At 57.3% G+C, this 13,422-nt stretch carries 9 protein-coding genes and 2 pseudogenes; 8 read left to right on the top strand and 3 right to left on the bottom strand.

Features of this window, described 5'->3' with window-relative positions:
• The first annotated feature begins 156 nt into the window (after positions 1-156).
• Positions 157-1,945, top strand: a pseudogene (locus RBH71_RS10285) (heparinase II/III domain-containing protein).
• 10 nt (positions 1,946-1,955) lie between these two features.
• Complete coding sequence (locus tag RBH71_RS10280) at positions 1,956-2,753, top strand: carbohydrate-binding protein (protein WP_080849816.1); 798 nt, start codon at positions 1,956-1,958, stop codon at positions 2,751-2,753.
• On the opposite strand, the gene RBH71_RS10275 is transcribed toward RBH71_RS10280, so the two are convergent.
• Complete coding sequence (locus tag RBH71_RS10275) at positions 2,750-3,502, bottom strand: FadR/GntR family transcriptional regulator (RefSeq protein ID WP_080581068.1); 753 nt, start codon at positions 3,500-3,502, stop codon at positions 2,750-2,752. The genes RBH71_RS10280 and RBH71_RS10275 overlap by 4 nt on opposite strands.
• 502 nt (positions 3,503-4,004) lie before the next feature.
• Here RBH71_RS10275 and RBH71_RS10270 point away from each other — a divergent pair.
• The 6 genes and pseudogenes from RBH71_RS10270 to RBH71_RS10245 all read left to right on the top strand — a co-directional run bounded on the left by RBH71_RS10270 (position 4,005) and on the right by RBH71_RS10245 (position 10,122).
• Entirely contained in the window at positions 4,005-4,838 is an 834-nt protein-coding gene (locus RBH71_RS10270) for a DUF3100 domain-containing protein (protein WP_013762197.1), read from the top strand.
• Complete coding sequence (locus RBH71_RS10265; RefSeq protein WP_003518302.1) at positions 4,835-5,353, top strand: hypothetical protein; 519 nt, start codon at positions 4,835-4,837, stop codon at positions 5,351-5,353. Before RBH71_RS10270 ends, RBH71_RS10265 begins: the two co-directional genes overlap by 4 nt.
• Before the next feature lie 61 nt (positions 5,354-5,414).
• Positions 5,415-6,573 (top strand): annotated as a pseudogene (locus tag RBH71_RS10260) (M20 aminoacylase family protein).
• Between the two features lie 62 nt (positions 6,574-6,635).
• Positions 6,636-7,547, top strand: a complete 912-nt coding sequence (locus RBH71_RS10255; protein WP_003518306.1) for a LysR family transcriptional regulator — start codon at positions 6,636-6,638, stop codon at positions 7,545-7,547.
• Between the two features lie 134 nt (positions 7,548-7,681).
• Complete coding sequence (locus RBH71_RS10250; protein ID WP_013762195.1) at positions 7,682-8,569, top strand: NAD(P)-dependent oxidoreductase; 888 nt, start codon at positions 7,682-7,684, stop codon at positions 8,567-8,569.
• Between the two features lie 11 nt (positions 8,570-8,580).
• Entirely contained in the window at positions 8,581-10,122 is a 1,542-nt protein-coding gene (locus RBH71_RS10245) for an aldehyde dehydrogenase family protein (RefSeq protein WP_003518309.1), read from the top strand.
• Between the two features lie 180 nt (positions 10,123-10,302).
• Here the strand turns inward: RBH71_RS10245 and RBH71_RS10240 are convergent, their stop codons facing one another.
• Positions 10,303-11,001, bottom strand: a complete 699-nt coding sequence (locus RBH71_RS10240; protein WP_003518312.1) for a DUF2161 domain-containing phosphodiesterase — start codon at positions 10,999-11,001, stop codon at positions 10,303-10,305.
• Positions 11,002-11,314: 313 nt separating this feature from the next.
• A complete protein-coding gene (locus tag RBH71_RS10235) occupies positions 11,315-13,258 on the bottom strand; it encodes a methyl-accepting chemotaxis protein (RefSeq protein WP_003518314.1) in 1,944 nt (647 codons plus the stop codon).
• Positions 13,259-13,422 lie beyond the last annotated feature (164 nt).

Below are 13,422 nucleotides of genomic sequence, written 5' to 3'. Positions count from 1 at the left end.
GGGATCCTCACCCTGCCGCCTCCCGCGCTCTGGATAACACAATATCGATATTGGTCAAACAACTTTACATAAAGTCAGACAAATTTTCTAGTTTTTCAAAAATACGTATGATAGGAGCCAATCATCGGATTGCGGAACGCGCGGGAGGTTCAGGGCGTGTTTGTCGAAATGATGCGGCTTATGCCCGATCGGTTCGCCGATTTCGGGGCAGAACTCACAGCGAAAAAAAATTCACTCCTCAGCGTCGGCTGCGGTTCGCGGCAGACTTATCGAGGCGGCGGTGCAGGCTCTTGGCGAGTCCTGGTCCACCATTCTGGCGGGCGACTACCGGGAATATAGCGGGAGTGGCAATCGTGATCGTTTCGAGTGGCTTTATTTTTCCCGCCGGCTGAAGCTGAACGCACTGGTTCTTGGTGAATGCGCGGAGGGGCAAGGCCGTTTTCTCGATGCCATCATCGATGGCCTGTGGCTGATATGCGAGGAAAGCGGCTGGCAATTGCCCGCTCATAATTCCCATATTCGCGGCGGCCCGCGTGACCCTCTGCCTGACCCGGAAAACCCAGTGATCGACCTGTTCGCTGCGGAAACGGGTGCCAATCTGGCGTTGTGCCTGCATCTGCTTGGACCGGAGCTGGAGCGGGCAAATACGAATCTCGTTTCGAGAATTCACGCAGAGATAGACCGGCGTATAACGACACCATATCTGAACAGACATTTCTGGTGGATGGGGAACGGCGCAGAACGGATGAACAATTGGACGGCCTGGATCACCCAGAATGTCCTGCTCTCGACGCTGCTCTTGCCGACAGACCAGCCGACGCGACGTTCGGTGGTTGAAAAGGCACTTGAGAGTCTCGACGCGTTTCAGAAGGATTATGCCGAAGACGGGGCCTGCGAAGAGGGCGTTCTTTATTACGGCCATGCAGCACTTTGCATGTTCGGGGCGATGACTATTGTCGAAAGCTGCGCGCCCGGCTCGATTGCCCCGCTCTTCAATGCGCCGAAGCTGCGAAACATGGCCGAATTCGTCCTCAATATGCATGTGGCAGAAGACCGTTTTTTCAACTTCGCCGATGCGCCGGCGAAGGTCGAGACATCAGGGGTGCGGGAATATCTCTTGGGCAAAGCCGTTTCCTCGACCCCGCTTCAGGCCTTCGCTGCCGCCTGCTGGAACCGCTCACCGGACCGGCTTATGTCGAAGGAATGGAACCTTTGGTATCGCGTTCAGGCGGTTCTCACCACACCGGAATTGTCAGCGCTTACGCCCGTGGCACCCACAAAGACCGACATAGTTTATTCAGGCATCGGACTGGTGATTGCCCGTGACAGTGTTTTCGATCTTGCCGTGAAGGCAGGCAATAACGGCGAAAGCCATAACCATAACGATGTCGGCAGTTTCACGCTTTACAAACACGGCCGGCCATTCATCATCGATGTGGGGGTGGAAGCCTACACCGCCAAAACCTTTTCCCCGCAGCGCTATGACATCTGGACGATGCAATCGGCCTTTCACAACCTGCCGACCTTCGGCGGCGTCATGCAATCCGCCGGACCTGAGTTTGCAGCACGCGATTTTGTGGCCGAATTCTCGGAGGGAAAGGTGGAAATTTCCTTTGATATAGCCGGTGCATATCCAGCCGCAGCAACTGTCGCGCATTATCGTCGCCGTGTCCGGTTGCTGCGCGGCAGCCATGTGGAAATCATCGATGACCATCGGGGCGAAATTGACGCGGTCCTGTCGCTGATGGTTGCAGAAAAACCGCAAATCACACCGGGTGGCTTTAATTTTGCAGACCTAGGAAAGGTGGACTGCGACGGCGAGGGCGACCCGGCCATTGAGACGATATCGATCGACGATACCCGCCTTCGCCAGTCCTGGCCGCCGGTGATCTATCGCATTCTCATCCCTGTTAAAGCCAACCGTCTTTGCCTGAAAATCACTTAAGGAAGTGCCGATGAAGCTTACACTCAAGGTCGTTAATGCGGCTGGCGCGATTTTGGCGCAGACCGGTGCGGAAGACGAGGTTTTTCTCGTATACAGGGCCGAGTATTGCGAGGGTGATCGGCTTGTCGTCGAGGTTTCACAGCCCGGACACATCTGGCTTGCCCTGGATGCCGGAATGCCGGCGACACTGGTTTTTTTACGAACGACAGAATTCGTCCTGCCCGTTCCTTCCGCCTCAAGGCGAAAATCCTATCCGCCGCAGGCGTTCAGCGGCGCCATTCACCGGATCGCGGCGCGCCGTGCGCTCGCCGGGGATGTTGGGGTCCGTAGAAACCTGGCCTTGAACCCGTTTGATGACCATGAAAACACCGCCCTGTTTCCACACGTCTATGCGAGTACCGAGACGCGCGGAGAGGCCGCCTTTGCGGCACGCAATGTGATTGATGGTGAAAAAGCCAGCGCAGGTCACGGTTTTTGGCCCTATACCAGCTGGGGCATCAATCGCGATCCTGACGCTTCATTGACGCTTGTTTTTGGCCGTGCGGTGATGATCGACCAACTGACATTTTATCTGCGGGCGGATTTCCCCCACGATGCATGGTGGAAACAAGCGAGTGTCACCTTTTCCGACGGTGAGTGCGTAAGCTTCGCCTTGCAAAAAACCGGGGCCGCCCAGACTTTTTCAGTCTCGCCGCGCCAGGTGGAATGGATTCGTCTGCACGATCTTAAAAAAGCGGATGACCCATCGCCATTTCCCGCACTGACGCAAATCGAGGTCTGGGGCGCCGATCTTCCGGAAAGTCTTTAGCTGTGCGCGATGCCCCGCAGGTCGCGCATCATGTCACGGTAGCGGTTCTGGCTGCCGCGTAGATGCGCCTGCATCGCCAGTTTGGCATCCTGTTCATTTCTGTCCGATATGGCGATGACGATCGCCTCATGTTCCTTGTGGATCAGCCGTCTGTAGGCCGTCTGGTCGTTTTCCGCGGCTTCGGAAACCACGCGGGATTGCGGGATGACGGCCTGGCCGTGCAACTCGAGAAATTGTGTGAAGAGCGGATTGTTGGTCGCGGTCGCCACGGCGATGTGAAGAGCCAGATCCGCCTCGCGAATGGAGCGGTTCTGCTCAATACATTCGAGAAGCCGGGCGTGACAGTCGAAAATCGCCTCTTCCTGCGATGGTGAACGGCGAAGAGCGGCAAGGCCTGCCGCCTCGATTTCAAGCGGCGTTCTGATTTCCAACACTTCAAGGTCGGAAGACAGTCGGGCGCGATCGACGCCGGGAGAGGACGAGACTTCCTTTCCGCGCCTCAGCACGAAGATGCCAGCCCCCTGGCGAACCTCCACCAGCCCGTCGCATCGCAACGCCGTAACCGCCTCACGCACGACAGTGCGGCTGACACCGTGCGCCTCCGTCATTTCGATCTCGCTGGGCAGGCGGTCGCCGGGTCCATATTGGCCGGACGCAATAGCGTTTCTAAGGCTCAAGCTGACCTTGGTCACCAGAGACCCGGAAGACTTGCTGCGCTGTTTTTGTTGTTCTGGCACGTCGGTCACCATGCATGGAAAATAGAGACTGATAAATATGTATGATGAATTTCATTCAAACTCAATGATCATACCAATTATACCAGTTTTTGCACAAATGCCTCATATCGTTCAAAATTGGCGATGAGCAGCTTGATAATCGAACGTGTTACCGGATCGCGTGCATTTCCCATCATCGGCAACAGGGAAATCCGCCAGAAATTCGCCGCGTCGTTGGCTCGGCATGGTCTCCTTGCCGCTGAGTAAACGGAGGCTTCCTGGCGTCTTCGTCCGGCACGTATGTATTGCACGCGGCAGGCCTGTTGCATTTTTCACGTGTTTCCCGAGCCTGGCTGTCTATCGGACCCGAGAAATACTGTTCCAAAATTCTCTCACGGACTGCCCGTCTGTTGCCGCACGCGCAACGCATTGTTCCCGCTTCCGGGACTACAAAGTGTCATAGCTCACTTCATATTCGTCGATGGTGCACATAAAGAAAAACAATCGGTGCGCGACCGACCAGAGGAAGAAAAATATGAGCAGAGCCCCAACATCAGCAGGAAGCTGGTGGCTTCACGGTATCGTCCTGGCCATCGTCATCATTGCGGAAATAATCGGCATCCGAAAAGTTCCGATCGGCATAGGAACCGTCGTGTTCCTGCCGATCCTGTATGCGTTTGCCATCGGCATCGCGCTTAACCCGCATATTCTAAAGAAGACGGCAAAGCTCATTCCGCCGAGCGCCGTGAAACTTTCCGGCACTATGATCACCATCGCGATCATGCCGTTCATTGCGAAGTTCGGAACAACAGTTGGGCCTCAGATCGAGAAAATCATCGAGGCAGGCCCGGCGCTTGTCTTGCAGGAAATAGGCAATCTCGGAACGATCCTGATCGCTTTCCCGGTCGCCGTGTTTCTCCTGCGTATGGGCCGTGAGGCGATCGGAGCCACCTACTCGATCGACCGCGAACCGAACATCGCATTGATTGCCGATCGCTACGGCCTGAACAGCCCCGAGGGAGCTGGCGCAATGGGCGTCTATGCCACCGGGACGCTGATCGGTACATTCGTCTTCGCAATCATGCCTCCTCTGATCCATGCGCTTGGATGGTTCGATTATCGCGCACTGGCAATGTCCTGTGGCGTCGGCTCGGGCAGCATGCTGGCAGCCTGCACGGGTAGCCTTGCTACCGTCATGCCGGAAAACAAGGACATCATTCTGGCTCTGGCAGCGGCGAGCAACATCCTCACCTATGCGACCGGTCTTTATGTCGGCCTGTTCGTGGCACTTCCGTTGACAGAGTGGCTTTATAAAAAATCACGGCCTCACGACCCCGCCAACAAGGTTCAGACAGGAGCGAAGATATGAGCATGAACTCAACCCACACTGCGTCCGCTGAACACACATTGCCATCCGAGGGTGAAGACGAACGCAAAATCAACGTCGTCCGATACTCCGGACTTCTGTTGGTCGCGTCTCTCATCGGCCTCGTTTCGAACTGGGTAGGCACCGGCACAGACCCGCTCACCGCCTTGCCGGGCATGAGTATATTGTACCTCGTTTCGGTCGGTGGTCTTCTGTTTGCCCGTTTCATGCCGTTCTACTTGCCGGGCGTGGCATGGACGTCGCTGCTTGCGATCCTCGTGACAATTCCGGGCATTCCCGGTTCGGCATGGGTGATTTCGCAGGTAGAGGCTCTTAACTTCCTCGCTCTTGCGACGCCCGCACTGGCTTATGGCGGCCTCGCCCTCACCAAGGGCGAATTCGACATCGCACGAAAATCGGGATGGAAGATCGTCATCATCGCCGTCTGCGTGATGTTCGGCACATATATTGGCTCGGTCTTTATCGCAGACATTGCGCTTCGGATCGGTGGGCAATAATACCGGAACCAGATGCGGCCGTCCTGCAAAGACGGCTGCATCCTTCAGGAGCAAGACCTAGATGCAGCAATTCTTTCCAAGCACGGAAATCGATGAAGCCGTTCAATGGCGGCACTATCTCCACCAAAACCCTGAATTGGGATTTCAGGAGCAGGAAACGTCAGCTTTCATCGCGGCACGCCTTTCCGAATGGGGTTACTCAGTTCGCACGGGTTACGGTAAGACCGGAGTGGTCGGAACGCTCAGCCGCGGGACGTCTTCAAAGGTGATTGGCATCCGCGCAGACATCGATGCACTTCCGATCCTGGAGCAAACAGGGCTTGCCTATGCCTCCCGCACACCCGGCAAGATGCATGCCTGCGGCCACGACGGTCACGTGTCGATGGCGCTTGCCGCCGCCCGCGCCTGCAGCCGGTTGAACTTCGACGGCACGGTGCATTTCATTTTCCAACCCGCAGAAGAAAACGAGGGCGGAGGCCGGGCGATGGTCGAGGACGGCCTGTTCCGCGATTTCCCCATGGACGCAATCTACGGTCTGCACAACTGGCCGGCGCTGGAGCTTGGCAAATGCGTTGCCAGGGACGACCAGATGATGGCGGCGTTTGGAACATTCGAGATCACGATAACCGGCCTTGGCGCTCACGGAGCCATGCCCCATGAAGGTGCTGACCCGATCGTGGCCGCATCTCAAATCGTCTCCGGACTTCAAACCATTGCCAGCCGCAACGTCTCCCCTCTGGAATCCGCCGTCATTTCGGTGACACAGATACACGGAGGTGACGCCTGGAACGTCATCCCGGAGAATGTCGTCATCCGCGGTACCACGCGCTGGTTCGAGGAGGATGTCGGCGCAAAGATAGAGAAACGCATTCACGCCTTGGCAACCTCTATTGCAACCGGATCTCGACTGCACTGCGACCGTCGATCATCTCTTCCGATATCCGGCGACGATAAACGATCCAGGATGCGCCGCAATCATCAGGGATATTGCCTCCACCATGCCGGGGATCGAGGTAGTCGACGCCATGCCGAGCATGGCTGCTGAAGACTTTTCCTTCATGCTCCGCGAAAAGGCAGGATGTTATTTCTGGCTTGGCGCGCAAAAGGCCGGTAAAAATCCAGGGCTCCACTCAGCCTATTTCGACTTCAACGACGCGCTTCTCCCCTTGGGGGTTCAGATGTGGATATCCCTCGTCGACAACCAGCTGAAGGCAGCGTAAGGGCGTTGCTTCAAAAGCAACGCGCATTGACCCGATAATCGTTCCGGCACAGGATGGCTTTGATGGAGACCATGGATGCCAAAGCACTGCGGATGTTTATGGCCGTCGTTCGCTTCGGCTCGATCCGCAGTGCGGCCGAACATCTCAATGTCGCCCCTTCAGTCGTGAGCCGCCAGATCGCCGATACCGAGAAGAAGATCGGTCTTCCGCTTTTCGACAGAACAAGCCGGGGCGTTGGACTGACCGAGGCCGGGGAACTGGTGTTTGAACATGGCAAACGTATCCTCGAAGACAATGGTCTGCTTTCGGAACAACTCGACCAGCTGAGAGGCGTGCAACGGGGACGCATCCGGCTTTGTTGTGGTGAGGGTTTTCTAGGGGACCTCATCGAACACGGGCTAAAGCCCTTCGTCACCGTCTATCCGGCGATCCGTTACGACGTCCAGTTGGGAAGTACCGAAGGCGTTCTCGATAGTGTCGCCAACGGCGATACGGATATTGGCATTGCCTACAATCCGGTCATCGATATTCGTGTCCGGTCCCTCGCCATTTCCCGGCAACCGCTTTGTCTTGTCGCCCCACTCGGACATCGGCTGTTGAGCAACCCGCGGGTGGCGCTCGAAGACTGCCTGGCTGACACGCAATACGCCTTGCTCAGCAAAGGACACGGCGTCACCCAGCTTGTCAGCCGTGTCGCGGCCAATTGTGGTGCAGCGGTTACACCGCTGATCGAGACGCCGTCCATCGATGCTCTGCGCCGCTTCGTGGCCGCCGGCCTTGGCGTGACCTTCCTCCCCAGATTCGCCGTGTCAACCGAACTCATGAGGTCGGCGTTCGGCGTCGTCGAACTGAGCGATCCGCTTCTGTCCGAGGCCAGCGCCCACCTGATGGTCAAAGCACGGCGCCGGCTGCCCAGGTCGGTGGACAGTCTCGCAGGATATCTCGCCGCCGAAATGACGGCGTTCAAAGCCTGATGCGCGTTGCTGAACCCGCAACGCTCTGTACCCGGACACCTCACTATCGAGTGTCCCCTTTTGATGAGAACGTCCCACCTGAATGATCGTCAGCCGATGCCACGCGGCGGCGCAGATAAAGGGAGTTCGATCAAATGTCGGATGCAAAGCAGACAATTGTTGGAATAATTGGCCTTGGAAGCATGGGCCTTGGCATGGCTCAAACGCTGGCTGGCAAGGGTTTCCGGACATTGGGTTTCGATCTGTCGGAAGAGAGGAAAGAGCTGGCGCAGCAGTCCGGCGTCGTTGCCGTAGACACCATCGCGCATGCCTTTGAAGAGAGCACTTTTCTGGTCTTCTCGCTGCCAACGGCCAAGGACGTTGCCAGCGTGGTCAACGACCAGATCGAAATCCTGAAAAGCCGGAGCGCTCAGCGGGTGATCATCATCGACACCTCGACGTCGGAACCAGACGTGAGCCGCGAGCTTGCCGCAAAGCTTGCCTTGCTTGGTCACGGCTTTCTGGATGCACCGGTCAGCGGCGGCCCCGCCGGTGCTGCCTCTGGCAAGTTGACGATGATGATTGGTGGCACTGACGAAGACGTCGCTCTTGCAAGGCCCGCCATCGAAGCCATGTCGGCCAAAGCCCTGCATGTGGGGCCTAGCGGCGCGGGCAATGTCGCCAAGCTGGTGAACAACCTTCTTGCCGCAGCACACATGGTAACGACCAGTGAGGGTCTGAAGCTTGCTCTCGCCGCAGGGATCGATCCCGAAGCAGCGCTACGGGTTCTCAACGCAGCGTCGGGTCGATCTATGATCAGCGAAGTGCATTTCCCAACGTGGATCATGTCGGACAAGTTCGACAGCGGTTTCTCGATGGGACTGATGCGAAAGGACGTTCGGCTTGCGCATGAGCTTGCAGCAAGGACCGGTGCAGACCTGCCTATGGCAGAGATCGTTGCAAAACTTTGGTCCGGCTCCAGCGACCTGAAAGATTCCGACGACTTTACCCGCATGGGCGCTTTCCAGCCCGCTTCAAACTAAGGACGAGCATTATGGGCAACGTAGATATCATCCGCGATCCGGGTCCGCGCATTCGCGAAATCCTCAAGGCCTTCATCGGCACCGAAGAGATCGGCAGTTTCGTTAATGGTGAGATTGTCTTCGGTTCGGGCGAAGAGCTCACCCTTACCGATCCCTCCAGCGGCAAATCCTTCGCGACATACAAAGACGCCGACAGTTCGGTGGTGGACAGCGCAATGGATGCCGCCGCCAGAGCGCAACGCGCATGGATGCAACTCACCGCCTCCGGCCGCGGACGGGTCATGAACGAGATCGCACGCACGATCCGCGAACATTCGGCCGACATCGCTGAAATCGAAAGCCGCTCGGCTGGCCGTCCGATCCGCGATATCCGTGGCGAAGTCGTCAAAGTCGCAGAGATGTTCGAATATTACGCCGGATGGTGCGACAAGCTGCATGGCGACGTCATTCCCGTTCCGACTTCCCATCTCAACTACACACGCCAGGAACCGATCGGCGTGGTTGTACAGATCACGCCGTGGAACGCACCGCTGAACACCGGCGGATGGCAGATCGCGCCCGCCATCTGTGCTGGCAACGCGGTCGTCATCAAGCCCTCCGAACTGACGCCGCTCAGCACCATCATTCTAGGTCTTCTCTGCGAGCAGGGTGGAGCGCCCCGAGGCCTGGTGAACGTCATCGCGGGCCAGGGCGTGACCGCCGGGCAAGCAGCCGTGGCCCACGCCAAGACGGGTCTTGTCGTGTTCGTCGGATCGGCGCATGCGGGATCTCTGATTGCAGCGGCGGCAGCCAAAAATGTGGTCCCCTGTATTCTTGAACTTGGCGGCAAATCTGCCAACGTCGTTTTCGACGACGCCGATATCGACCGCGCAATCCTCGGCGCCCAATCGGCGATCTTTGGCGGCGCGGGACAAAGTTGTGTTGCCGGTTCAAGACTGCTGATTCATCGTTCTGTTCATCAGCAGTTCATCGAGCGCTATGCGGCGGCAACGGCGAAAATTCCTGTCGGCGACCCCTATCTCGACACAACCCAGATCGGTCCGATCAACAATCTACGCCAGTGGAACAAGATCAGCGAGATGGTCCAGCAGGGCATCAGCGAAGGCGCGCATCTGGCTACAGGCGGACGCAAGCCAGAGCACCTCGAGGAGACAGGCGGCTTTTATTTTGCGCCAACCATCCTCGATAATGTCGCTTCGGATGCGACGATTTCGAAAGAAGAGGTTTTCGGCCCGGTCGTCGGCGTTACGCCATTCGATACGGAGGAGGAGGCAATCTCGCTCGCCAATGACAATCCTTACGGACTTGCCGGAGCTGTCTGGACGCAAAACGTCGCACGGGCACACCGGGTCGCCTCGCAGGTCCGGGCGGGAACATTCTGGATCAACGGCTACAAGACCATCAGCGTGATGTCGCCTTTTGGTGGTTTCGGCAAAAGCGGTTACGGCCGTTCCAGCGGCAGGGACGCGCTTCTCGCTTATACCCAGACAAAAAGCATCTGGGTCGAAACCGCCGCGGAACCGGTCATTACCTTCGGTTATTTCTCGGGCTGATCAAGGCAGGACCGGGCAACAGTCCGGTCCTCATCTCGCTGGAGGCCGTGGCGCTATTGCTCCTCGGGAGGGGCGACGGCACAGGCTATTCATCGCGGTTGCCATCGGTATTGGCGTAGGTTGCGCAGCGGGTTGGGACGCGATCAACGTCCCATAGAGATCGAGCCGAATTTCAAAAGATCAAGGGGCCTTCGGCGGCTCTCCATCAACGACGGTCTTTGCCGTCATCTCCTGCTGCGGCCATCGGCGCAGTGCCTCCCGTCCGGTATCGGTCAAGCCGTAGACGCCTCTATCCAGACGGTCAAACCAGCCATAGACGTTTGCAAGCAAAATCTTCCCGGCATCCGGTATGCTGGATCTGACTTGACGCACGCGCAGCGGCCCCGATGTCAACGCCAAAGCGCAGCCGAGTGCCTGCTGCCGGTACGCGGTCATGATTGGTGCGCGGGTGCTTCCACCCACCGCCGGATCTCCGCGTCGCCTCTCGTGTTCACGTATCAATCGCGAACGCCGTTTCGGGTTGGTTCGCGGCATCGGTGATATGGAACTGACAATAACGCTGACGTCCCCAACATCGGAAATGCCGAGCATGCCGATCCCGAGCCTGCGGCAGAGGTCGCGATAACGTTTATCAGCCTCGCGGCCCTTGCCCTTGGCTGAGACCCGTGCCGCAATCCAGACCTCGTCTGCGATAGCCGCGCGATCAACCGCCTGCAAAATAAGCTCCAGATTGAAGCTCATTTTTAGCTCGCAGATGACGACAACAGGCGGATCGGCGTCGCTCAATCCGACGAGGTCACAACTGCCAACCTCACCTTTGACAGTGTAACCCGCTTGCTCAAGGAAAGATTTGACGGGCAGATAAAGTGAAGTTTCCATGTACCCGCAGATTAAAGTGACGATCCAGGCGCTAGATATATCGATCCGCCTGCGTAGAACAACCATTATAACCACCCATGCGGTTGCAGGTTGTCGGTGGTGCGGGCAGTCGCCAATAATCCCTAAGACGATCAATTGACACTTTTCCCCAAAAGTGGACGACTTTTGGTGGAAAAATACGATCAAAAATCGTCGAGGATCCGATTTGCGATCGGCAAGGCACCGGCAATCAGAGTCCAATCACCGGTGCAAGTGTTTACGAAAAAGCCTTCAATCTCTCATCTGACCTCAGGCGCGAAAGACCTCGCATTTCTCAAAACTCTTCCCAATTGTCTGGCGATGTGCTCAGGGCGGCATTGCCGGAGAACGCAGCTTTAATCTTTCCGCCGAGTGCACGCGCAGGAGAAACAGCAGGCCTGTCGGCGGACGAGGCTGCGCGAACCGGTGCGGAGATGTCGCTGTAACCACCTTCTGACAATTTGAACCGAGCGAGCAGTTGGTTGAGCGACGAAGCCTCGCGTGCAAGCCCGTGGCTTGCCGCCGTGCTTTCTTCCACCATGGCAGCGTTCTTCTGGGTGTCCTGGTCCATCTGATTCACAGCCGTATTGATCTGCTGGAGACCAGAGGACTGCTCCTGTGCCGATTCCGCGATCGCCATCACGTGACGGTTGATTTCCTGTACTTCCGTGACGATGAGTTCGAGTGCTTTGCCCGTTTCGCCAACCAGTTGCACACCCTGCTGAACCTGACTGTTCGATGTCGTAATGAGATTCTTGATCTCCTTGGCGGCACCTGCGGAACGCTGTGCCAGTTCGCGAACCTCTTGGGCAACAACCGCAAATCCCTTGCCCGCCTCACCGGCACGGGCAGCTTCCACGCCTGCATTCAGCGCCAGAAGGTTGGTCTGGAAAGCAATCTCGTCGATCACGCCGATAATGTTGGAAATCTCATCAGCGGATGCAGCAATTTGCTCCATAGCCGTGACAGCTTTCTGCACCACTTCTCCCGACTGTTCCGCGCCAACTTTTGCACGACTGACAAAGTGGCCCGCTTCCTGCGCCCGTTTGGTCGAGTCTTTCACCGTCGTGGTGATCTCTTCCAGTGCAGCAGCAGTCTCCTCGACGGCCGCTGCCTGCTGTTCCGTACGCTTGGCCAGATCGTCAGCTGCGGCCCTGATCTCGTTCGCGCCGGAGTCGATGCCGCGCGCGTTCTGCGCCACCTGGTTCAGAGTGGATTGCAGCTGTTCCGCTGCCCTGTTGAAGTCGCCGCGAATACCGTCAAGGCTGGACACGAACGGCTGAGCGATCCGGTAAGTAACGTCGCCCTGAGCGATCTTCGAAAGGGCAGCAGCAAGGTTGTCGACGGCGAATTGCACGTCGGCAGCTTCTTTCGCCTTCTGTTTCTCGCGCTCTATCCGGTCCTGCTCTGAAGATGACCGATGGTTTTCCGTTTCATTCTCAAGCCGGAGGCGCTCGATGGCGTTCTCGCGAAATGCCTGAACAGCAGCGGCCATCTGGCCGACTTCATCCTTGCGGTCCATACCTTCGATTTCGCTGGCTGTATCGCCTGCCGCCAACGACCCCATCCGCTCGCGAAGCCGCGCAATCGGAGTGGTAATGCCACGCGAAGAAATAAGCAGGCCGAGCGCGATCAATGCCAGGGAAACAAGTGCTATGCTGACCAGAGCTGTCCAGATTGTCGTGTTGGTGCTGGCCGTGAGGCGCTCTCTCCCGTCGTTCATCACCTGGATCAGTTGCTCGTTCCCCGCGCTGATTTTCGGTGAGACTTCAGTTATTTTTCGAAGGACGTTAAGCGCCATCTGCTGAGCTTCAGCATTTTTTCCCGCCTCCATGAGAGCGATGACCTGATTGCCGATTTCCTCAACCTCGGCAACGCCCTTGAGGATATCACGAGCGGCATCCGTCCGGGCCGGCACCAGCTGCATGATTTTATTCTGCCGTTCTTCCAGTTGCTTCCGGTCGGCCTTGAATGTTTTGACAGCGGCCTCGAAATCACTGCTGGTCGAGTCATTGAGGCTGGCGCGAAGCATCTGCATGCCGAGTGCATTGAGATTGCCGCTGGTTCGGGCGTTCAGCACCGCAGCAAGCGCCTCATTGGCGATGAAATCGCTGTAAACATTGTCGGTATTTTTATACTGCAAGCTGACGTAGCTGATTCCGGAAAGCGACATCAAACTCATCACTGATATGACGAATAAGACCTTTGTTTTTATTTTGGTATTCTTCAGGAAAGACATGAATAGCCTCAGGGCAAGCGCTCCTCCAGCTGTCCGCGCAGGAAGCCAGGGAAACAAACAATGGAACATCGCGGGTAGCTGTGCCCCTCCTCATAGGGCGACAAGCGGATATCCGCTCCGGGCCGCCAAAGGCTGGGCGCGTTGGATCCACTCGTTCTACCAGC

Source organism: Rhizobium sp. AN68 (assembly GCF_030758035.1).
Taxonomy (GTDB): Bacteria; Pseudomonadota; Alphaproteobacteria; order Rhizobiales; family Rhizobiaceae; genus Agrobacterium; species Agrobacterium tumefaciens.
The sequence above is the reverse complement of the archived record's forward strand: the minus strand, read 5'-3'. Positions and strand labels throughout refer to the sequence as shown.

Bases quoted from the DNA above. Each gene is read 5' to 3' on its own strand.
- RBH71_RS10280 (WP_080849816.1), top strand. From the start codon at position 1,956: ATGAAGCTTACACTCAAGGTCGTTAATGCGGCTGGCGCGATTTTGGCG.
- RBH71_RS10275 (WP_080581068.1), bottom strand. From the start codon at position 3,502: ATGGTGACCGACGTGCCAGAACAACAAAAACAGCGCAGCAAGTCTTCC.
- RBH71_RS10270 (WP_013762197.1), top strand. From the start codon at position 4,005: ATGAGCAGAGCCCCAACATCAGCAGGAAGCTGGTGGCTTCACGGTATC.
- RBH71_RS10265 (WP_003518302.1), top strand. From the start codon at position 4,835: ATGAGCATGAACTCAACCCACACTGCGTCCGCTGAACACACATTGCCA.
- RBH71_RS10255 (WP_003518306.1), top strand. From the start codon at position 6,636: ATGGAGACCATGGATGCCAAAGCACTGCGGATGTTTATGGCCGTCGTT.
- RBH71_RS10250 (WP_013762195.1), top strand. From the start codon at position 7,682: ATGTCGGATGCAAAGCAGACAATTGTTGGAATAATTGGCCTTGGAAGC.
- RBH71_RS10245 (WP_003518309.1), top strand. From the start codon at position 8,581: ATGGGCAACGTAGATATCATCCGCGATCCGGGTCCGCGCATTCGCGAA.
- RBH71_RS10240 (WP_003518312.1), bottom strand. From the start codon at position 11,001: ATGGAAACTTCACTTTATCTGCCCGTCAAATCTTTCCTTGAGCAAGCG.
- RBH71_RS10235 (WP_003518314.1), bottom strand. From the start codon at position 13,258: ATGTCTTTCCTGAAGAATACCAAAATAAAAACAAAGGTCTTATTCGTC.